At 56.3% G+C, this 20366-nt stretch carries 19 protein-coding genes; 14 read left to right on the plus strand and 5 right to left on the minus strand.

Annotated elements, in window-relative coordinates; translation table 11 throughout:
* The first annotated feature begins 2 nt into the window (after positions 1-2).
* The 4 genes from nuoM (at position 3) to MUU47_RS16550 (ending at position 5101) form a co-directional block, all read left to right on the plus strand.
* Positions 3-1532 (plus strand): NADH-quinone oxidoreductase subunit M, encoded by a 1530-nt coding sequence (gene nuoM, locus MUU47_RS16535; protein WP_258989219.1) that lies wholly within the window; start codon positions 3-5, stop codon positions 1530-1532.
* A gap of 6 nt (positions 1533-1538) precedes the next feature.
* A complete protein-coding gene (nuoN, locus tag MUU47_RS16540; RefSeq protein ID WP_258989221.1) occupies positions 1539-2996 on the plus strand; it encodes an NADH-quinone oxidoreductase subunit NuoN in 1458 nt (485 codons plus the stop codon).
* Between the two features lie 158 nt (positions 2997-3154).
* Positions 3155-4498 carry an AAA family ATPase gene (locus MUU47_RS16545; protein WP_258989223.1) on the plus strand — a complete coding sequence of 448 codons (1344 nt, stop codon included), beginning with the start codon at positions 3155-3157 and terminating at the stop codon, positions 4496-4498.
* A 3-nt stretch (positions 4499-4501) separates the two neighbouring features.
* Positions 4502-5101 carry an HNH endonuclease family protein gene (locus MUU47_RS16550; RefSeq protein WP_258989224.1) on the plus strand — a complete coding sequence of 200 codons (600 nt, stop codon included), beginning with the start codon at positions 4502-4504 and terminating at the stop codon, positions 5099-5101.
* Positions 5102-5122: 21 nt separating this feature from the next.
* On the opposite strand, the gene MUU47_RS16555 is transcribed toward MUU47_RS16550, so the two are convergent.
* Together MUU47_RS16555 and rnz are read right to left on the minus strand one after the other, a co-directional pair.
* Positions 5123-6127, minus strand: coding sequence for a chemotaxis protein (locus MUU47_RS16555; protein ID WP_258989225.1), 1005 nt, complete (start codon positions 6125-6127; stop codon positions 5123-5125).
* A gap of 53 nt (positions 6128-6180) precedes the next feature.
* Positions 6181-7101, minus strand: coding sequence for a ribonuclease Z (rnz, locus tag MUU47_RS16560; RefSeq protein WP_258989226.1), 921 nt, complete (start codon positions 7099-7101; stop codon positions 6181-6183).
* 53 nt (positions 7102-7154) lie between these two features.
* Here rnz and MUU47_RS16565 point away from each other — a divergent pair, with 53 nt between their 5' ends.
* The 8 genes from MUU47_RS16565 to menE all read left to right on the plus strand — a co-directional run bounded on the left by MUU47_RS16565 (position 7155) and on the right by menE (position 15198).
* Positions 7155-7613, plus strand: a complete 459-nt coding sequence (locus MUU47_RS16565) for a GNAT family N-acetyltransferase (protein ID WP_258989227.1) — start codon at positions 7155-7157, stop codon at positions 7611-7613.
* A gap of 46 nt (positions 7614-7659) precedes the next feature.
* Complete coding sequence (elaB, locus tag MUU47_RS16570) at positions 7660-7965, plus strand: stress response protein ElaB (RefSeq protein WP_258989228.1); 306 nt, start codon at positions 7660-7662, stop codon at positions 7963-7965.
* A 227-nt stretch (positions 7966-8192) separates the two neighbouring features.
* A complete protein-coding gene (menF, locus tag MUU47_RS16575; RefSeq protein ID WP_258989229.1) occupies positions 8193-9479 on the plus strand; it encodes an isochorismate synthase MenF in 1287 nt (428 codons plus the stop codon).
* Positions 9480-9550: 71 nt separating this feature from the next.
* Positions 9551-11221, plus strand: a complete 1671-nt coding sequence (gene menD, locus MUU47_RS16580; RefSeq protein WP_258989230.1) for a 2-succinyl-5-enolpyruvyl-6-hydroxy-3-cyclohexene-1-carboxylic-acid synthase — start codon at positions 9551-9553, stop codon at positions 11219-11221.
* Positions 11218-11994, plus strand: coding sequence for a 2-succinyl-6-hydroxy-2,4-cyclohexadiene-1-carboxylate synthase (gene menH, locus MUU47_RS16585; protein WP_258989231.1), 777 nt, complete (start codon positions 11218-11220; stop codon positions 11992-11994). Before menD ends, menH begins: the two co-directional genes overlap by 4 nt.
* A 14-nt stretch (positions 11995-12008) precedes the next feature.
* A complete protein-coding gene (gene menB, locus MUU47_RS16590; RefSeq protein ID WP_258989232.1) occupies positions 12009-12866 on the plus strand; it encodes a 1,4-dihydroxy-2-naphthoyl-CoA synthase in 858 nt (285 codons plus the stop codon).
* Positions 12866-13831, plus strand: coding sequence for an o-succinylbenzoate synthase (gene menC, locus MUU47_RS16595; RefSeq protein WP_258989233.1), 966 nt, complete (start codon positions 12866-12868; stop codon positions 13829-13831). Before menB ends, menC begins: the two co-directional genes overlap by 1 nt.
* Positions 13828-15198, plus strand: coding sequence for an o-succinylbenzoate--CoA ligase (menE, locus tag MUU47_RS16600; RefSeq protein ID WP_258989234.1), 1371 nt, complete (start codon positions 13828-13830; stop codon positions 15196-15198). The genes menC and menE overlap by 4 nt, the downstream gene beginning before the upstream one ends.
* On the opposite strand, the gene MUU47_RS16605 is transcribed toward menE, so the two are convergent.
* From MUU47_RS16605 to MUU47_RS16615, 3 genes are read right to left on the minus strand one after another with little or no spacing between them, the layout of a single operon-like run.
* Positions 15195-16709 carry a tripartite tricarboxylate transporter permease gene (locus MUU47_RS16605; RefSeq protein ID WP_258989235.1) on the minus strand — a complete coding sequence of 505 codons (1515 nt, stop codon included), beginning with the start codon at positions 16707-16709 and terminating at the stop codon, positions 15195-15197. The two genes, menE and MUU47_RS16605, sit on opposite strands and share 4 nt — an antisense overlap.
* Before the next feature lie 11 nt (positions 16710-16720).
* A complete protein-coding gene (locus tag MUU47_RS16610; RefSeq protein ID WP_258968109.1) occupies positions 16721-17152 on the minus strand; it encodes a tripartite tricarboxylate transporter TctB family protein in 432 nt (143 codons plus the stop codon).
* Between the two features lie 13 nt (positions 17153-17165).
* Positions 17166-18146 carry a Bug family tripartite tricarboxylate transporter substrate binding protein gene (locus MUU47_RS16615; RefSeq protein ID WP_258989236.1) on the minus strand — a complete coding sequence of 327 codons (981 nt, stop codon included), beginning with the start codon at positions 18144-18146 and terminating at the stop codon, positions 17166-17168.
* Positions 18147-18295: 149 nt separating this feature from the next.
* Between MUU47_RS16615 and tctD the strand changes: the two genes are divergently transcribed.
* Positions 18296-18970: a transcriptional regulator TctD gene (gene tctD, locus MUU47_RS16620; protein ID WP_159752765.1), complete on the plus strand. Its 675-nt coding sequence runs from the start codon at positions 18296-18298 to the stop codon at positions 18968-18970.
* Positions 18957-20366, plus strand: a complete 1410-nt coding sequence (locus MUU47_RS16625; RefSeq protein ID WP_258989237.1) for a sensor histidine kinase — start codon at positions 18957-18959, stop codon at positions 20364-20366. Before tctD ends, MUU47_RS16625 begins: the two co-directional genes overlap by 14 nt.

The raw sequence follows: 20366 nt of genomic DNA on the forward strand, positions 1-20366 counted from the left end.
CCATGTTATTACCCTGGCTAATACTAATCCCGTTCATCGGCGGATTCTTATGCTGGCAGACCGAGCGCTTCGGCGTGAAGATGCCGCGCTGGATTGCGCTGATTACAATGGGACTGACGCTGGCCCTGTCCCTGCAACTGTGGTTGCAGGGCGGCTACTCTCTGACGCAAGCCACTGGCCTTCCGCAATGGCAGTCTGAATTTATTCTGCCGTGGATCCCACGCTTTGGCATCACTATCCACCTCGCACTCGACGGTCTGTCGCTGCTGATGGTGGTCCTGACCGGCCTGCTCGGCGTGCTGGCAGTGCTGTGTTCCTGGCGTGAAATCGAAAAATACCAGGGCTTCTTCCACCTCAACCTGATGTGGATCCTGGGCGGCGTAATCGGCGTGTTCCTCGCCATCGACATGTTCCTGTTCTTCTTCTTCTGGGAGATGATGCTGGTTCCAATGTACTTCCTGATCGCGCTGTGGGGCCACAAAGCCTCTGATGGTAAAACGCGTATCACGGCGGCGACCAAGTTCTTCATCTACACCCAGGCAAGTGGTCTGGTGATGTTGATTTCGATCCTGGCGCTGGTATTCGTACATTACAGCGCAACGGGCGTCTGGACTTTCAGCTACGAAGAGCTGCTGAAAACGCCAATGACCCACAACGTGGAATATCTGCTGATGCTCGGCTTCTTCATCGCGTTCGCGGTGAAAATGCCGGTGGTTCCGCTGCACGGTTGGCTGCCAGACGCACACTCACAGGCACCGACTGCGGGTTCTGTTGACCTCGCGGGCATCCTGTTGAAAACCGCGGCCTACGGTATGCTGCGTTTCGCACTGCCGCTGTTCCCGAACGCGTCCGCTGAGTTCGCTCCTATTGCGATGTGGCTGGGTGTTATCGGTATCTTCTACGGCGCGTGGATGGCCTTTACGCAATACGACATCAAACGTCTGATTGCCTACACCTCCGTTTCGCACATGGGCTTCGTGCTGATTGCGATTTACACCGGTAGCCAGCTGGCATACCAGGGTGCAGTGATTCAGATGATTGCGCACGGTCTGTCCGCGGCGGGTCTGTTCATTCTGTGTGGTCAGCTGTACGAACGTCTGCACACGCGTGACATGCGCATGATGGGCGGTCTGTGGAGCAAAATTAAATGGCTGCCTGCGCTGTCCATGTTCTTCGCAGTCGCGACGCTGGGTATGCCGGGTACCGGTAACTTCGTCGGTGAATTCATGATCCTGTTCGGCAGCTTCCACGTCGTGCCGGGTATCACCGTGATTTCAACCTTCGGTCTGGTCTTTGCGTCCGTTTACTCGCTGGCGATGCTGCATCGCGCTTACTTCGGTAAAGCGAAAAGCGAAATTGCTGCCAAAGAATTGCCAGGGATGTCGCTGCGCGAGCTGTTTATCGTCCTGCTGTTAGTGGTGCTGCTGGTTCTGCTCGGGTTCTACCCACAGCCGATCCTCGACACTTCTCATGCTGCGATGGGCAATATTCAGCAGTGGTTTGTTAATTCTGTTTCTACTACAAGGCCGTAAATCGCCATGACAATAACTCCACAACAACTGATCGCACTGCTACCGCTGCTGATCGTCGGCTTGACGGTGGTGGTTGTGATGCTCTCCATTGCGTGGCGACGCAATCATTTCTTCAATGCCACGCTGTCGGTCATTGGCCTGAACGTCGCACTGCTGTCGCTCTGGTTTGTTGGCCACGTTGGCGCAATGGACGTGACGCCGCTGATGCGCGTCGATGGTTATGCCATGCTCTACACCGGGCTGGTGCTGCTGGCGAGTCTCGCCACCTGTACTTTTGCCTATCCGTGGCTTGAGGGCTATTACGACAACAAAGAAGAGTTCTACCTGCTGGTGCTGATTGCCGCGCTGGGTGGGATTCTGCTGGCTAACGCGAACCACATGGCTGCGCTGTTCCTCGGTATCGAGCTTATCTCGCTGCCGCTGTTCGGTCTGATTGGCTACGCGTACCGTCAAAAGCGCTCTCTCGAAGCAAGTATCAAATACACCATTCTGTCTGCTGCAGCGTCTTCATTCCTGCTGTTCGGTATGGCGCTGGTGTACGCGAACTCTGGCAGTCTGTCGTTCCTGGCGCTGGGTAAAGCACTGGCTGACAACATGCTGCACGAGCCATTGCTGCTGGCGGGCCTGGGTCTGATGATTGTTGGCCTTGGCTTCAAACTGTCTCTGGTTCCGTTCCACCTGTGGACGCCAGATGTGTATCAGGGCGCGCCTGCGCCGGTTTCCACCTTCCTGGCAACCGCGAGCAAAATCGCTATCTTTGGCGTGGTTATGCGTCTGTTCCTGTACGCACCAGTGGGTGACAGCGAAGCGGTACGCGTGGTGCTGGGCATTATTGCCTGCGCCTCAATCCTCTTCGGTAACCTGATGGCGCTGAGCCAGACTAACATCAAGCGTCTGCTCGGCTACTCCTCCATCTCGCATCTGGGTTATCTGCTGGTGGCGCTGATTGCGCTGCACAGCGGTCAGATGTCCATGGAAGCCGTTGGCGTGTACCTGGCCGGTTATCTGTTCAGCAGCCTCGGCGCGTTCGGCGTGGTTAGCCTGATGTCCAGCCCATACCGTGGCCCGGATGCAGATTCTCTGTACTCCTACCGTGGTCTGTTCTGGCACCGTCCAATCCTGTCAGCGGTGATGACAGTGATGATGCTCTCTCTGGCAGGTATCCCGATGACCCTCGGCTTTATCGGTAAGTTCTACGTGCTTGCCGTCGGTGTTCAGGCGCACCTGTGGTGGCTGACTGGAGCGGTGGTACTGGGCTCTGCGATTGGTCTCTACTACTACCTGCGTGTAGCGGTGAGTCTGTATCTGGAAGCGCCACAGCAGCTGAATCGCGATGCGCCGTCGAACTGGCAGTACAGCGCCGGTGGTATTGTGGTACTGATTTCTGCGCTGTTGGTGCTGATCCTCGGTATCTACCCGCAGCCGTTGATCAGTATCGTTCAGATGGCGATGCCGATGATGTAATCTCCTGATTACAAAATACGAAAACCGTCGACTTGCTCGGCGGTTTTTTTTCGCCAGAAGAAAATTGCGCAGCGTTACGCAGAATTGAACCGCTAATGACAGTATCTAGTTTTTACGCTGTAATATGCTGATAATTTTATTGATATGAGGGAACTGTAATGCGCCAGCCATACCGAGTAGAGAGTATAACCTTGAAGGATATTGGGGTGTTTGAGCATACACATATCAAGTTCCCCAAGATTAAGAGTGAAAAGGAAGACGAGCGTAAGGCTGAGATTCATATTTTCACCGGGCCAAACGGTTGTGGGAAAAGTACCTTACTTTATGCGCTTTCTGGAATCTTTCGACCAGAGCCAGGTGGCGATGAGTTAGTTAGAAAAAGATATCGAAGCAAAGATAGCTCCGTGCTTTTTCGATTTTCAGGTGAAGAAGGTGCTTTTGGCGTAAAAAGGCATGCTGAGTTTCAACAGCTTTGGGGTAATGATGGTTTTAGCTACTGCATTGAGAATAGCTGGGAAAGTTTAATTGGAGTAAATTGGTTTCATTATGATAATTCGGATCAGCTAAATACTAAACAGTTTATGTTTGCTGCATTCGCATATTCTGGAAGTAGGCAAGAAAAGACAGAGTATACCCTAGGCGCAATTGAGCAGATACAGCGATCTCCTTTCGATAATGCACTCTCGTTCATGAGAACAGTCGAACCATCAATTTTAGTTCAATGGATTGCAAACAATAAAACTCAGTATGCACTTGCGAAAGAGGATGAAGAGTTTGATGAGGCCAAGAAATACGAAAAAGCCCTTAGCTCAATATCTGAATTTATTTTTGATGTTTGTGGTCTTAATCTAACATTTAAATTGAAAAGATCACCTTTAGATGTGGTGATAAGTTTTAATGAAAAAAATATATCATTTGAAACATTACCGGAGGGTTTGAAGTCAATTATTACTTGGGTCGGTGATTTGGCACTTAGGCTTGAAGGTATTCCGTGGGAAAATGAGGCTGACATTTTCGCTCAGCCAATATTACTTTTCCTTGATGAGGTAGATATACATCTGCACCCTAGATGGCAACGGCGAATTTTACCCGCATTACAAAAGCTGCTTCCGAATGCACAAGTTTTCGTCTCGACGCATTCACCTTTTGTTGTCGGTTCCGTAGAGGATGCCTATGTGTATCAGTTGCCTGAACCTCTTCATGATGCTTGCAGAGATCCATTAACGGCGGACACAATAACTGCCGTTGATTCAAAAGCGGGGAAGAGCTATCAATATATTTTGTCAGAGATATTTGGTATTGATGAAGAATTTGATGTTGAAACCGAAGCGCAGCTCATTCAATTCAAAGATCTTATTCGCGACCATTTGGTGACAAAACAACATGAAAAAGCCATAACTAAATTGGCAATTGTATTAAGCGAAAAAGGTGACGAGCTCGCAGATATTGTCTCCCTAGAATTACGCCAAATGCAGCGCATCCTGGGCAAAAAACAAGGATAAGTTATGTTTGCTTTTGAAAGACCAGCTTGCCCTGATTATCTGAGTGGGAGCTGGGAAGAATTAGGTTTACGATATGAAGCGGAAAAAGCCGAAAATGAAGCCTATAAATTTCAATGGACAGCGCGCTTTCGTTATGAAAATACCCGACAATTATTAAACGAAATGACCCAAGGGCACTGTGCATTCTGTGATGGTGGGGATTTGGGCGCTATGAGCCGGGAAACTATTGAACACTTCAAGCCTAAAAGTAGGGCAGAATTCAGGCGGTTTGCCTATCAGTGGGAAAACCTTTATCCCTGTTGCGATCAATGCCAAAGCCAGAAGCGTGAGGATTTTGACGAGCAACTTTTGGTTGCTGATGAAATAGGTTATCAGTTCGATGATTATTTCATCGTTGATTATATCAATGGTGAACTGCAGCCAAATCCCCTTGCAACGGATGAAAATCAGAGGCGAGCCCAGATAACTCTCGAGTTGTATGGGCTAAATATTGCGATACGTCTGCAATGTCGAAAAAAAGAACTTAGGCGTTACCGCCAGCGTGACCGAGATGAAGATGTTCTTGATGACTTCAGCTACCGATATTTTCTGATGGATGCCTGATTCAGGCACCCATCACAGACGTCACACCGAATGCAGTCGGCTAATCAGTGGGCCTTCTTCGCGACGGTCGGCGCGCTCAAGCACTTCTTTAATCACTGATGACAGCTCGTTAATTTCAAACTTGGCGACATAGCCGTCGGCTTTCACTTTGCGGATATGGTCTTCGTTAGCATTGCCCGACAGCGACGAGTGGATAACCACCGGAATGGCTTTCAGGCGCGGGTCAGATTTGATTTTACGCGTCAGGGTAAAGCCATCCATCTCCGGCATTTCGAGGTCGGTCAGCACCAGCGCGATTTTATCGGTCACCGGCACGCCTTCGTTCTGCGCTTCTTTCGCCAGCTTTTCGATAGTCTCCCAGGCCTGTAGCCCGGTAACGTGCATCCTGGCCGGGATCTCCATCGCGTGCAGGCCTTTCTCCAGCATTGCTCGCGCCACCTTAGAGTCCTCAGCGACAATCGCCGTCGCGCCCGGTTTAATGCGCTGTTTCGGCGCAGTCAGACGCGTGGCGTGCAGATCGTGGTCGGCCGGCACGATGTCATACAGAATTTGTTCTACGTCGATAACCATCGCCAGATTATTGCTGTCTTTCTCATTGTCGAGGCAGGCAATGCTGGTGATGTACTGGCCGTTCACCGCTTTTTCTGCAGTATGAACCTGGGCCCAGTCGAGGCGAGTAATGTTTTCCACCGACTCCACAGCAAACGCCTGCACGCTGCGGGCGTACTCGGTGATAAGCAGAATGTTCAGCCCGCTCTCGGCTTTGCAGCCCAGTACCGACGGCAGGTCAATCACCGGGATAATCTGGTCGCGAATATTCACCATACCCATCACCGGGGCCTTAATGCCCGCGGGTTTAGTGAAGGAGGGCATCGGCACGATTTCACGTAGTTTGAAAACGTTAATGCCAAACAGTTCTGACTTGCCGCCGTCCTCTGATGCGCCAAGGCGGAACAACAGCAGTTCGAAGCGGTTCGACAGGGTCAAATTAGCCCTGTCGTCGATATCTTTCTGGAAATTATCCATATTGCCCTCAGAGTAAACACTATTACTCTGTTATCGGCATTTGTGCACAAAAGTTAAGCCAAAGGAAATACGCTGAAATCTTCTGCCAGCTCGCATGGCTCAAACACGCTTCGACACTCTGCCAGCAGGCGCTGACAGCCTTCCCGGTCATAGCGGGAACTCACATGCGTAATAATCAATTTGCCGACGTGGGCATCGCGCGCCAGTTCGGCGGTCTGAATCGATGAGGAGTGCCCACGGCTGTTGGCCTTTTCTGCCATATCGTGTTCAAGCGTGGTTTCATGCACCATCACATCCACATCTTTCGCCATCGCCAGCGCGACCGGGCAGGGGGCGGTATCACCGAAAATCGCCAGTTTTACTCCGGGCGTACTTGCCCCTAAATAATCCTGACCATTCACAATGCGCCCGTCCGGCATCTCAACCGTCTGTCCTCTTTTCAGCTGCTGGAACAGCGGCCCGGCTTTAATACCGTCAACCAGAAGGCGCTGAGCGTCGAGCGGGCCAGGTTTATCGTGCTGTTCAATGCGGTAGCCAAAACATTCCACCGGATGATTGAGCGGATACGCGGTGACCTTAAACAGGCCATCGTCAAACACCTCACCGGCGCAGATTTCTTCAACGGTGAGCGGATAATCGGTCCATGAACCGCTCAGGCGCAGCGCCATTTCGACAAATTCTTTAATGCCCTTCGGGCCATAAATCGTCAGTGGCGACGGATTGCCCTGCATCGAACGGCTGCATAACAGGCCCGGCAGCCCGAACAAATGGTCGCCGTGCAGGTGAGTGATGAAGATTTTATCGAGCTTTCCCGGATGATGGCTGGTTTTAAGAAACTGATGTTGCGTGCCTTCGCCACAGTCAAACAGCCACATTTGCGACAGCGTTGGTTGTTGCAAATTCAGCAGTATCGACGTCATATTACGGTGACGGGTCGGTACGCCTGCGGATGTCCCGAGAAAAATCAATTCCATAACGCAATGTCCTCGACGCGTTAAATTAAAACGACAGTATAACGGAGCTCAATATGATTCAGTGGAATGATCTTCACCACAGTCAGTTAACCGTCCCGCAGTTGTATGCTTTGCTCAAGCTGCGCTGTGAGGTCTTCGTGGTGGAGCAGACTTGTCCTTATCAGGATATCGACGGCGACGATCTGCTGGGTGAGAACCGGCATATCCTCGGCTGGCGCGACGGAGAGCTGGTGGCGTATGCGAGGATTCTGAAAAGCGAAGAAGAATTTGAGCCGGTAGTGATTGGTCGGGTAATTATCAGCCACGCGGTACGAGGCGAAAAACTGGGCTATAAGCTGATGGAGCAAACCCTCACCAGCTGCCAGAAAAACTGGCCGCAGAAGGCGCTGTATCTGGGGGCGCAGGCGCATCTGCAACCGTTCTATGCCCACTTTGGATTCTCCCCGGTTACCGACGTTTATGACGAAGACGGCATCCCGCATATCGGAATGGCGCGAGAAGCGAACTCCTGAACCATTGTCTATAGTTAGCGGACAGGTTTAACCATGGAGAAAACTGATGGCTTATCATTCTTATGAATCACGTATTGATGACGATCTGGCTTTGCTGAGTGACACTCTGGAAGAGGTCTTAAGCTCCTCGGGCGATCCCGCTGACCAGAAGTATATTGAGCTCAAACTTCGGGCTGAACAGGCCTTACAGGATGTTCAGTCCCGCGTCAGCCAGGCGTCAGACACCTATTATTACCGTGCTAAACAGGCCGTAACCCGTGCTGATGACTACGTACACGAAAAACCGTGGCAGGGCATTGGCGTCGGTGCCGCCATCGGGCTGGTATTAGGGCTGTTGTTAGCGCGTCGATAGTCGTTTAAGCGCATCGATAAAAATCCTCTCCCTCATCATGGGTACTGCTTTTTTCAGGCAGTACCCATTATACTCGTCATACTTCAAGCCGCATGTGCGTTGGCTACACCTGCTCACCCCAGTCACTTACCTGTGTAAGCTCCTGGGGACTCGCAGGCTTGCCGCCTTCCTGCAACTTGAATTATTTAGAGTATTTAATGCATGGTTTTTATCAGAGAGAGGTTCGCGTGCATTCCATTACCGCTGCGCTGGAAAACCTGTTGGGTTTTCTGTCTGACGACATGCCTGATGCACCTGGCTCACGAATTTTCGACACCCCGTTTCCTCTCAATGATGCCTTTGATCCCCTGAGCTGGCTTTGCAGTCAGCCGATATTCCCGCAGTTTTACTGGCAGCATCGCAGCGGCCAGGAAGAGGTTTCCGCTCTCGGCGCCGTGCGTCGTTTTACCTCGTTGCCCCACGCCAATACCTTTCTTCAGCAGCAGCAAACTGCGCTTCGCATCTGGGGCCTCAACGCCTTTGAACCGAAAACGGGTGAACTGTTTTTACCGCGCCTGGAATGGCGGCGCGATGCGGGAAAAGCCTTATTACGCCTGACGCTCAGCAGCGATACGTCGTTGCGGGAAGATGCCAGTGCGGCGCGGGAATTTTTAACCGCCTTGCGGCCTGCTCATCCGTTGCCCCTTTTAAGCGGCGAGCTGAAAGGCGAACGCCATTTCCCTGATCACGCGGGTTGGCTGCGCTTGATTGAAACCGCGACGGACACTATCGCCACAGGTGCACTGGAGAAAGTCGTTCTCGCCCGCGCCACCGATCTGCAATTCGCCGCACCGCTGCACGCCGGTGCAATGATGGCGGCGAGCCGCCGCGTCAATCTCAACTGCACCCATTTTCTGATGGCCTTCGATACAAAAAGCGCGTTTCTGGGCTCGACGCCGGAACGGCTCTGGCGTCGCCACGGACAACAGCTCGACACCGAAGCGCTGGCGGGCACCGTCGCGAGCCATCCTGATGACAAACAGGCACAGCATTTTGCCGACTGGCTAATGCGCGATGATAAAAATCAGCGTGAAAATTTGTTGGTGGTGGAAGACATATGCCAGCGTTTGCAGCAGGACGTCAGCGCGCTGGAAGTGCTGCCACCGCAGGTGATTCGCCTGCGAAAAGTGCAGCATCTCAGACGCTGTATTCAGGCCGAACTAAAAACCCCTGATGACGAACGCTGCCTGTTCCTGCTTCAACCGACGGCCGCAGTGGCCGGGCTCCCGCGCGAGCAGGCCCGGCAGTTTATCGAGTATCATGAGCCGTTCACCCGCGAATGGTATGCGGGTTCCGCGGGCTATCTCAGCCTGCAACAAAGCGAATTTTGCGTGGCGCTGCGTTCGGCGAAAGTCACCGGCGACGTGGCGCGATTATATGCCGGAGCCGGGATTGTTCGCGGCTCGGATCCTGAACAGGAATGGCAGGAGATCACCCATAAAGCAGCAGGATTACGCTCCTTGCTTATCCGATAACCGACGAATATCAATAACCTGTCGGAATCACTCATCTATAATTATACGTAAAATTGATACCGGACAATCTCATGTCAGTAAGCGCATTTAACCGACGCTGGGCGGCGGTTACCCTGGAAGCATTAACTCGCCACGGCGTGCAGCACGTATGCATCGCGCCGGGCTCTCGCTCGACGCCATTAACGCTGGCGGCGGCGGAAAACCGCGCTCTGATAGCCCACACCCATTTTGATGAACGTGGCCTCGGCCATCTGGCGCTGGGGCTGGCGAAGGCAAGCCAACAGCCGGTGGCGGTGATTGTCACATCCGGAACGGCGGCCGCCAATTTGTATCCCGCGCTGATTGAAGCGGGGCTGACCGGTGAAAAAATCATTCTGCTGACCGCCGACCGCCCGCCGGAACTCATCGACTGCGGCGCCAATCAGGCGATTCGCCAGACGGGTATGTTCGGTTCGCATCCGTCACAAACGCTGTCTCTGCCGAGACCGAGCCACGATATTCCGGCCCGCTGGCTGGTTTCGTCGATTGATAACGCGCTGGGCCAGCTGCACAGCGGCGGGGTACACATCAACTGCCCGTTCGCCGAACCGCTGTACGGCGAAATGGATGACACCGGACTCGACTGGCAGCAAGCGCTCGGCAACTGGTGGCAAAGCGATAAGCCGTGGCTGCGCGAAGGGCTGCATCTGGAAAGTGAAAAGCAGCGCGACTGGTTTTTCTGGCGACAGAAGCGCGGCGTCGTGGTGGCCGGGCGCATGAGCGCGGCGGAAGGGAAAAAAGTGGCCGAATGGGCAAAAACGCTCGGCTGGCCGCTGATAAGCGACGTGTTGTCGCAAACCGGACAGCCGCTGCCGTGCGCGGATCTCTGGCTCGGAAACACCAACGCCGTCACCGAACTGGCGCAGGCACAAATTGTGGTACAGCTCGGCAGCAGTCTGACGGGCAAACGTCTCCTGCAATGGCAGGCTACCTGTGAGCCGGATGAATACTGGCTGGTGGATAATCTTGCAGGCCGGCTCGACCCGGCGCATCACCGCGGCCGTCGTCTGGTGTGTAAAGTCGGCACCTGGCTGGAACAGCATCCGGCAGAGCAGCGCCAGCCCTGGGCGGTGGACATCCCGCGCCTGTCAGAGCAGGCGTGGCAGGCCGTCGTTGCCCAGCGTGAAACCTTCGGCGAAGCGCAACTGGCGCATCGCATCAGTGAATATCTGCCTGACCAGGGCCAGCTTTTTGTCGGCAACAGCCTCGTGGTTCGCCTGATCGACGCCCTGGGCAAGCTTCCGGCGGGGTACCCAGTGTACAGCAACCGCGGCGCGAGCGGCATCGACGGGCTGATTTCCACTGCCGCAGGCGTGCAGCGCGGGAGCGCCAAATCGACGCTGGCCATCATCGGTGATCTCTCTGCGCTGTACGATCTCAACGGCCTGGCCTTATTGCGCCAGGTTTCCGCCCCGCTCGTGCTGATCGTGGTGAACAACAATGGCGGGCAGATTTTCTCGCTGCTGCCGACGCCTGGCGAAGAACGTGAACGCTTCTATCTGATGCCGCAAAACGTCCATTTTGAGCACGCGGCCAACATGTTCGGCCTGCGCTACCACCGCCCGGAAAACTGGACGGCGCTGGAAGATGCGCTGCACGGCGCGTGGCGTCAGCCGGTGACCACGGTGATTGAGCTGGTGGTCAACGACACCCACGGCGCACAGACCCTGCAGAACTTACTGGCACAGGTCAGCCAGCTATGACGCTCCACGCCGTTGCCCGCGAAGGTGCACCGAACCAGCCGTGGCTGGTATTTCTGCACGGCTTTTCTGGCGATCGTCGTGAATGGCAGGCGGTAGGGGAGAAACTCACTGGGTTTTCCCGGCTGTATGTCGACCTGCCCGGTCACGGTGGGTCAGCGGCAATTTCTGTGACGCGTTTCGACGATGTGTGTCGGGAGTTGCAGGAAACATTGGTTAGTTACAACATTCTAAGTTACTGGCTGATTGGTTACTCGCTGGGTGGACGCGTGGCGATGGTAGCGGCAAATCAGGCGAAACAGCCCGGTCTGAAAGGGCTGATTGTCGAAGGGGGTCATCCTGGCTTACAGGACGACACCGCCCGTGAAGTGCGTTTGCAGTCCGATATGCAATGGGCGCAGCGCTTTCGCCACGAACCGCTGGCCGACGTTTTCGAGGCCTGGTATCGCCAGCCGGTATTTGCCTCACTCACTGACGCACAACGCCAGACCCTGGTGGCGTTACGCACCGACAACAACGGCCCGCGACTGGCCGACATGCTGCTCGCCACCTCGCTTGGCGTGCAGCCTGATTTACGCGCGGCGCTCGCCGCCCGTGGCTATGCTTCAGGTGACTATGTTTTTTTATATTTATGCGGCGAACGCGACGCCAAATTCCGCGCACTGGCGGAAGAACTGGCCGCGCCATGCCACCTAATTCCTCACGCCGGACACAACGCCCATCGGGAAAACCCCGCAGCGGTGGCGAACTGTCTGGCACAGATTCTGAATGACTGACGACAGGACATATTATGATTTCCCCAGATGAAAAAATGCTCTACGCCCCGGTTGAATGGCAGGACTGCTCCGAAGGTTTCACCGATATCCGTTACCAGAAATCCGCTGACGGCATTGCCAGGATCACCATCAACCGTCCTCAGGTGCGTAACGCGTTCCGCCCACTGACCGTCAAAGAGATGATCCAGGCGCTGGCTGATGCACGCTATGACGATAACGTCGGCACCATCATCCTCACCGGCGAAGGTGATAAGGCGTTCTGCGCGGGCGGCGATCAGAAAGTTCGCGGCGACTACGGCGGATACCAGGACGACTCCGGCACCCATCACTTGAACGTGCTCGACTTCCAGCGTCAGATCCGCACCTGTCCGAAACCTGTAGTGGCAATGGTTGCCGGCTACTCCATCGGCGGTGGCCACGTGCTGCACATGATGTGTGACCTGACCATCGCGGCGGAAAACGCCATCTTCGGCCAGACTGGCCCGAAAGTCGGCTCCTTCGACGGCGGTTGGGGCGCGTCTTATATGGCCCGTATCGTCGGTCAGAAGAAAGCCCGCGAAATCTGGTTCCTGTGCCGTCAGTACGACGCGAAAGAAGCGCTGGATATGGGGCTGGTCAACACCGTGGTTCCGCTGGCGGACCTGGAAAAAGAGACCGTGCGCTGGTGCCGTGAAATGCTGCAAAACAGCCCAATGGCGCTGCGCTGCCTGAAAGCGGCACTCAACGCCGACTGCGACGGTCAGGCCGGTCTGCAGGAACTGGCGGGCAATGCCACCATGCTGTTCTACATGACTGAAGAAGGTCAGGAAGGTCGCAACGCCTTCAACCAGAAACGTCAGCCTGACTTCAGCAAATTCAAACGGAACCCGTAATGCGCAAAGCCCAGGTGTACCGCTGGCAGATCCCCATGGACGCGGGAGTGGTTCTGCGCGAGCGGCGGCTGAAAACCCGCGACGGGCTGTTGGTCAGGCTTTGCCTGGGTGATGCCGAAGGCTGGGGCGAGATCTCGCCCTTGCCGGGCTTCAGCCTGGAAACGCTCGACGACGCGCAGACGGCGGTCATTGCCTGGGTTAATGCGTGGCTGAAAGGGAACGACCCTGAATTTCCGTCAGAGCCTTCTGCCGCGTTTGGCCTGAGCTGTGCGCTGGCGGAGCTGAACGACGAACTGCCCGACGCCGCCGATTACCGCGCCGCGCCGCTGTGTACCGGCGATCCGGATGAGTTGTTCGCGGTGCTGCAGGCGATGCCCGGCGAGAAAGTCGCAAAGGTGAAAGTCGGCCTGTGGGAAGCGGTACGCGACGGCATGGTGGTCAATCTGCTGCTGGAAGCGGTGCCTGATTTACAGCTTCGTCTGGATGCTAACCGTGCCTGGACGCCGTTAAAAGCGCAGCAGTTCGCCAAATATGTTAATCCGGACTATCGCTCACGCATCGCCTTTATCGAAGAGCCGTGTCGCACCCGCGACGATTCCCGCGCCTTTGCGCAGGAAACTGGGATCGCCATCGCTTGGGATGAAAGCCTGCGTGAAGCCGATTTCGCCTTTGTCGCGGAGCCGGGCGTGAAGGCCGTGGTTATCAAACCGACGCTCACCGGCAGTCTGCAAAAGGTTCGCGAACAGGTCGCGGCGGCCCATCAGCAGGGGTTGACCGCCGTGATCAGCTCGTCGATTGAATCGAGTCTCGGCCTGACGCAGCTGGCGCGTATCGCCGCCTGGCTGACGCCGGGCACCATGCCGGGGCTGGACACGCTGAACCTGATGCAGGCGCAGCTGATTCGCCGCTGGCCGCATAATGAACTACCGTGCATGACCCACGACAGTCTGGACCCGCTGTTATGATTTTCCACGATTACCCATGGCGACACTGGCGTACGTTGCGCCCACGCGTACAGGCGCTGCGTCTGGGTGATGAAATCCTCGACTGGCAGCAGCTGTGTCTGCGGGTTGATGCGCTGGCCGCCGGGTTTGCTGCGCAAAATGTTCAGCCGGACGACGGGGTGCTGCTGCGGGCGTATAACAACCCGCAAACATTGCTGGCGTGGCTGGCGCTGTTGCAGTGCGGCGCGCGCGTTTTGCCGGTTAATCCTCAGTTACCGCGCGAGCTGGTGGCCGCACTCTTGCCGCAGTTTTCGCTGCGCCACGCGTTAGTGCTCACCGACGAAAATCCGTTCGACGCGCTGATTGAGCTAGTGCTCCAACAGGCTAAAAAAGATGTGCCAGGCGTTGCCTGGCAGGCGGAACGCCTGGCGACCATGACGCTGACGTCAGGCTCCAGCGGCCTGCCAAAAGCCGCAGTGCACACGCTGGACGCACATCTTGCCAGCGCCGAAGGCGTATTAGCGCTGATGCCCTACGGCGAAACCGACGACTGGCTGCTGTCGTTGCCGCTGTTTCACGTTTCCGGACAGGGTATTCTCTGGCGCTGGTTACTGAAAGGCGCGCGCTTAACGGTGCGCGAGCGCGTGCCACTGGCGCACATGCTCGAGGGCTGCACTCATGCTTCTCTGGTGCCCACGCAGCTGTGGCGGTTACTGAACGACGACGAAACGCTCACGCTCAATACCGTGCTGCTCGGCGGCGCGGCGATCCCCGTTGAGCTGGCGGAACATTCCCGTTCATGCGGCATCCGCACTTTTTGCGGCTACGGGCTGACGGAATTTGCCTCAACGGTCTGTGCCAAAGAAACCGACGGTGAAGCAGACGTGGGTTCGGCGTTACCGGGGCGAGAAGTGAAAGTTGTCGACGGCGAAATCTGGCTGCGGGCGAAAAGCATGGCTGCTGGCTACTGGCGAAACGGCGTGCTTACGCCGCTGACCAACGCCGAAGGCTGGTTCCCGACGCGGGATCGCGGTGAATTGCATGGCGATCGCCTGACCGTTCTCGGGCGCATGGATAACCTCTTTTTCTGCGGCGGGGAAGGCATTCAGCCAGAAGAAGTCGAACGGGTGATCGCGCGTCATCCACAGGTTGAACAAATCTTTATTGTGCCGCTGGATGACGACGAATTTGGTCAGCGTCCGGTGGCGGTAGTGGAAGGGGGCGATGACTTTGACGTCACACAAATGCCGGACTGGGCGATGGATAAACTGGCGCGATTTCAGCAGCCGGTGTGTTGGTTTATGCTGCCCGCCAGCCTGAAAACCGGCGGGATAAAAATCGCCCGCCGGGCATTACAGGAGTGGGTCAACGCCACGCTGCGCGGTTAGTTCGCTTCCGCGGTGGCTTTACGCTGACGTTTACGCACCAGACGCAGCACCGGTGGAATGACGATCACCGCGAAGGCCAGCACCAGCAGCGTTTTCGCCACGCCGCTTTCCCACATAATATTCATGCTGCCGTTGCTGATCGACAGCGCACGGCGCAGGTTCTGCTCCAGCATTTCCCCCAGCACGAACCCGAGGATCAGCGGCGACATCGGGAAATTCATTTTCCGCAGAATATAGCCAAACACCCCAAGCCCCACCATCAACACCAAATCAAAGGTGGTGCTGTGTACCGCGTAAACGCCGACCGCAGACACGGCAGCAATCGCCGGCACCAGGAACCACAGCGGAATCGTTAACATGCGGGTGAACAGGCCAATCAGCGGAATGTTCATGATAAGCAACATCACGTTGGCAATCAGCAGCGCGGCAATCAGGCCCCAAACGATATCCGGTTGTTCGGTAAACATCGCCGGGCCAGGGGTGATGTTATACAGCGTCAGCGCGCCCATCATCACCGCCGTGGTGCCAGAACCCGGCACCCCCAACGTCAGCATCGGAATGAACGAGCCACAAGCCGAGGCGTTATTCGCAGCTTCCGGCGCGGCCACGCCGCGAATATCGCCCTTACCGAAACTGTCGCTGTTACCGCTGATTTTCTTCTCGGTCATGTAGGTGATGGCGCTGGCGATGGTTGCTCCGGCCCCCGGCAGCACACCGACGAAGAACCCCACCACCGACGAGCGCAGCGTGGCACCCACGCACTGCGACGCTTCCTTCATGTTAAACATCATGCGCCCGGTTTTACGCACCAGCGTCTGGCCGCTGCTGGTGCTTTCCAGCATCAGCAGAATTTCAGACACCGAGAACAGACCGATAACCACCACGATAAACTGCACGCCGTCGGACAAATGCACACTGTCGAAGGTGAAGCGATATACCCCGGTGTTGGCATCTACGCCCACCGTCGCCAGGCCCAGTCCAATCAATGCCGCCAGGAAAGACTTCAGCGGGTTTTGCGCCATCATGCTGCCGAGGCAGGCGATAGCAAATACCATCAGAGCGAAATACTCCGCCGGACCAAACGCCAGCGACCACTGCGCCAGCGCCGGAGCGAACAGAATAATGCCGAAAATGGCGATCATCGATCCCATAAACGAGCTGACGGCGGAAATCGACAACGCAACGCCGCCGCGGCCTTGCTGTGCCATCGGGTAGCCGTCGAGCGCGGTCATAATCGCCGCCGCGTCGCCGGGTACGTTCAGCAGAATTGATGAAATACGCCCGCCGTATTCACAGCCGATATACACCGTGGCGAGCAGGATCAGCGCCGATTCCGCGGGCAGATGCAGGGCGAACGCCAGCGGCAGCAAAATGGCCACGCCGTTGATCGGTCCCAGGCCGGGCAGCAGCCCAACGATGGTGCCGACGAAGCAGCCAATCAGCGCAATCACCAGGTTTTCCGGGGTCATCGCCACGGCGAACCCCTGCGAGAGATAAATCCAGGTATCCATAGGAGACTCCGTCAGTTTAACCAGGCGCCGAGCGGCAGGGTGACATCCAGCAGCCGGTCAAAGGCGAACCACAGCGTAACGCCGAGCACCACGCCAGAGATGGCCGCCGCGGGCAGTGTCGCGCCAAACAGCATGCCGATAATCGCCGTCAGAATGGCGGTTGCCAGCGGGAAGCCCAGCGATTCAAAGCCCCAGGCGTACATCAGCAGCACAATCACCATCACCAGCAGGCGCTGAAGCACCTGGCGATGCGGCCACTCCACCACATCAGGACGGCGTAGCAGCATCGACACCGAACACAGCAGCATCAGCCCGATAATGCCAAGTGGGAACGGACGCGGGCCAACCGGTTCATAGCTGTATTCGCTGTGAAGCTGCCAGGCGACCATCAGCCCGCCAAGGCAGAGCAAAAGCCAGATCCCGGCAAAAATACGATCGCTCATATGCGCCTCCGGCTTATTTCGCCAGACCAAAAGATTTGGCCTGCTCGCGGTAATCAGTGACCTGCTGCTTTACGTAGCTGTCGAGTGCTTTGCCGTTCAGGTTGAACTCAAACAGCCCGCGCAATTCGCGCTGCTTTTTAAATTCTTCGGTCTGCTGCATTGTTGCAAAGGTATCGACCCACCAGTTGTACTCGGCGTCGCTCACTTTCGGCCCGACGTAGAAACCACGAATAATTGGCCAGACCAGGTCATAACCCTGTTCTTTGGCCGTCGGCACGTCGGCTAACTGGCCCGACAGACGGTTTTCTGAGAACACCGCCAGCACGCGGATTTTGTCGCCCTGCAGGTACGGCACCATTTCACTCAGGTCACCGGACACCGCCTGCACGTGGTTGCCCATCAGCGCGGTGACCGGTTCACCGCCGCCCTCAAAGGCCACATAGCGCATCTTGTGCGGGTCGACGTTGGCTTTCTGCGCCAGCTTTGCGGCCTTCATCCAGTCCTGGCTGCCAATCGACGCGCCAGCGCCAATCACCACCTGATTCGGATCTTTTTCCATTGCCGTCAGCAGGTCTTTCAGCGTTTTCCACGGTGCATCTTTACGCACTGCGATCATCCCGTAATCGGTGCCCACGCTCGCCAGCCAGCGCACGTCATCGACGTTATAGCGCCCGAATTTCCCTTGTGAAAGGTTAAGCAGCGAGCCGCCGGAGAAGGCCACCACGGTACCCGGTTCGCCAGGGCGCTGTGCGACGATGGCGTTATAAGCCACCGCGCCCACGCCGCCAGGCATGTAGGTCACGCGCATCGGTTTTTCGATGGCGTTGGTTTCCAGCAAACTGACCTGAATCAGTTTGCAGGTGAGATCAAAACCGCCGCCGGGCTTGGCCGGAGCGATACATTCAGTGCGTCCTGGTGCTTCCACAGCCAGAGCATGTGTGCTGCCGAGAAGCAGGGCAGAGGTAACAAAGGTACGAAGGATCTGCGTTTTCATTTTTATCCTCACGCCGGGTAAACCGGATTAGTGGGTACAGGTTTTTTTCTGATTATGTGAACCGTCGTGTAGCGGTCCCGTTGCGTGATTGTTAAAACAGTAACCTTTCATTTCCCTTTCAATGCGCCACTTACTTTACAGGATGTGATATGCGTCTCTTATTAGCGGAAGATAACCGTGAGCTGGCTCACTGGCTGGAGAAGGCGCTGGTGCAGGGCGGTTTTGCCGTAGACACCGTTTGTGATGGCAAGGCTGCCGATCATCTTTTGCAAAGTGAAAAATACGCGCTGGCGGTGCTGGATATCGGCATGCCCGGTTTAGACGGGCTGGAAGTGGTGCAACGTCTGCGTAAACGTGGGCAAACCTTGCCGGTACTGCTGCTGACCGCGCGTAGCGCCGTGGCGGAGCGAGTGATTGGCCTCAATGCCGGGGCCGATGACTATCTGCCCAAGCCGTTTGAGCTGGAAGAACTTGACGCCCGACTGCGCGCCCTGCTGCGCCGTAGCGAAGGTCAGGTGCAGGAGACGCAGCAACTGGGTGACCTGACGTTTCATGACGACGGTTATTTCCTGCTGCACGGACAAACGCTGGCGCTCACGCCCCGGGAACATGCGCTACTGACGGTGCTGATGTATCGCCGCCAGCGTCCTGTTTCGCGCCAGCAGCTGTTCGAACAGGTGTTCAGCCTCAGCGACGACGTCAGCCCGGAAAGCATCGAGCTCTATATTCATCGTTTACGTAAAAAACTGCAGGACAGCAATGTGCGCATCGTGACGCTACGCGGGCTCGGCTACCTGCTGGAGCGCAGCGATGACGTGGCGTAAACCGCAGTCGCTTTTTGCTCAACTGCTACTGTTTCTCGGTTTGCCGCTGCTGTTGCTGTGGGGGCTGTCGGCGTTTAACAGCTACGTCAGCGCGCTACAGGCGGCGACGCAGGCCTATGACCGCACGCTGCTTTCCTCGGCGCGAACCATCTCCGAACGTCTTGCCGTAAACGCGGGGAAACTGGCGGTCAACGTACCGTGGGTGGTGCTCGACAGCTTCGAGCTGAACATGAATGACCGGCTGTATTACAAAGTGGTGGACCCGGCTGGAAAGGTGATTTCGGGCTATGACGATTTGCCCGCCATGCCGCCGTCGACCTCCCGCACTACGCTGTATCCGGCGCTGGCGTGGTTTTATCACACCCAGTATCGCGGGCAGCCGATCCGCGTTGCGCGCTTGCTTCAGCCAGTGAACGAAGGCGGCGTGATGGGCATGGCAGAAATCTATGTCGCAGAAACGCTGCAATCCCGGCGCTATCTGGCGCGTCAGCTGCTTTTTTCGTCGCTCACCACACAGGGGATGTTGGTTCTGCTGACGCTGGCGCTGGCGGGCTGGTTGTTGCGCCGGGTGCTGCGCCCGATGCGTCAGCTTTCGTCGATTATGGTGCGCCGCGACCCGGGGTTGCTCACGCCGTTACCAGAGCTGCTGCCGTGGTCGGAAACGCGGCTGCTGATTATCGCCTTCAACCGCTACATCGACCGCCTCCGTGGCCTGATTTCCCGCCAGGAGCGCTTCAGCGCCGATGCATCTCATCAGCTTAAAACGCCGCTGGCTATCCTCAAAACACAGGTTTCTGTGGCGCTGGCCAGCCCGCAGCCGCAGGCGTGGCGCGAAAGTTTACAGGCGATGCGTGTCACGCTGGACAACACTATTTCGCTCACTGAACGCCTGTTGCAGCTTTCCGCCGTGAAGGGCAAAGAGCAGGGTTCCCGACAGTTTGAAATCGTCGATTTGCACGATATCGTGCAGCAAAGCTGTTTTTCCCGACTGGCGCAGGCGCGCAGCAGGCAAATCGACCTCGGTTACGAGGGCGAGCAAACGGCGATGCCGGTGCAGGGCGATGCCATTCTGCTCGGTGAGCTGTACGCCAACTTACTGGATAATGCGCTGAAATATACCCCGGTTTCTGGCACGGTGACCGTCAGTCTGACCTGCGACGGGGATAGCATTATTCTGGAAATTGAGGACAGCGGTCCGGGCATTGACGATGCGCTGCAAAGCCGGGCGCTGCAACCTTTCCAGCGGCTGGATAACGTCGGCGAGACCAGCGGGGCAGGGCCCGGACTGGCGCTGGTCAACGATATCGCCCGCCTGCACCGCGCCGTCCCCGCACTGTCGCGCAGTGCGCGTTTAGGCGGACTTTGTGTCAAAGTGCGACTGCTACAGCCTAAATAA

The sequence above is a fragment of the Scandinavium hiltneri genome (assembly GCF_024764835.1).
Taxonomy (GTDB): Bacteria; Pseudomonadota; Gammaproteobacteria; order Enterobacterales; family Enterobacteriaceae; genus Scandinavium; species Scandinavium hiltneri.

Coding starts and splice junctions, on each gene's coding strand:
- MUU47_RS16555 (WP_258989225.1), bottom strand. CDS start 6,127: ATGGATAATTTCCAGAAAGATATCGACGACAGGGCTAATTTGACCCTG.
- menH (WP_258989231.1), top strand. CDS start 11,218: ATGACGCTCCACGCCGTTGCCCGCGAAGGTGCACCGAACCAGCCGTGG.
- MUU47_RS16625 (WP_258989237.1), top strand. CDS start 18,957: ATGACGTGGCGTAAACCGCAGTCGCTTTTTGCTCAACTGCTACTGTTT.
- menB (WP_258989232.1), top strand. CDS start 12,009: ATGATTTCCCCAGATGAAAAAATGCTCTACGCCCCGGTTGAATGGCAG.
- MUU47_RS16550 (WP_258989224.1), top strand. CDS start 4,502: ATGTTTGCTTTTGAAAGACCAGCTTGCCCTGATTATCTGAGTGGGAGC.
- menC (WP_258989233.1), top strand. CDS start 12,866: ATGCGCAAAGCCCAGGTGTACCGCTGGCAGATCCCCATGGACGCGGGA.
- MUU47_RS16615 (WP_258989236.1), bottom strand. CDS start 18,146: ATGAAAACGCAGATCCTTCGTACCTTTGTTACCTCTGCCCTGCTTCTC.
- MUU47_RS16565 (WP_258989227.1), top strand. CDS start 7,155: ATGATTCAGTGGAATGATCTTCACCACAGTCAGTTAACCGTCCCGCAG.
- rnz (WP_258989226.1), bottom strand. CDS start 7,101: ATGGAATTGATTTTTCTCGGGACATCCGCAGGCGTACCGACCCGTCAC.
- tctD (WP_159752765.1), top strand. CDS start 18,296: ATGCGTCTCTTATTAGCGGAAGATAACCGTGAGCTGGCTCACTGGCTG.
- nuoM (WP_258989219.1), top strand. CDS start 3: ATGTTATTACCCTGGCTAATACTAATCCCGTTCATCGGCGGATTCTTA.
- MUU47_RS16610 (WP_258968109.1), bottom strand. CDS start 17,152: ATGAGCGATCGTATTTTTGCCGGGATCTGGCTTTTGCTCTGCCTTGGC.
- MUU47_RS16605 (WP_258989235.1), bottom strand. CDS start 16,709: ATGGATACCTGGATTTATCTCTCGCAGGGGTTCGCCGTGGCGATGACC.
- menE (WP_258989234.1), top strand. CDS start 13,828: ATGATTTTCCACGATTACCCATGGCGACACTGGCGTACGTTGCGCCCA.
- MUU47_RS16545 (WP_258989223.1), top strand. CDS start 3,155: ATGCGCCAGCCATACCGAGTAGAGAGTATAACCTTGAAGGATATTGGG.
- menD (WP_258989230.1), top strand. CDS start 9,551: ATGTCAGTAAGCGCATTTAACCGACGCTGGGCGGCGGTTACCCTGGAA.
- nuoN (WP_258989221.1), top strand. CDS start 1,539: ATGACAATAACTCCACAACAACTGATCGCACTGCTACCGCTGCTGATC.
- elaB (WP_258989228.1), top strand. CDS start 7,660: ATGGCTTATCATTCTTATGAATCACGTATTGATGACGATCTGGCTTTG.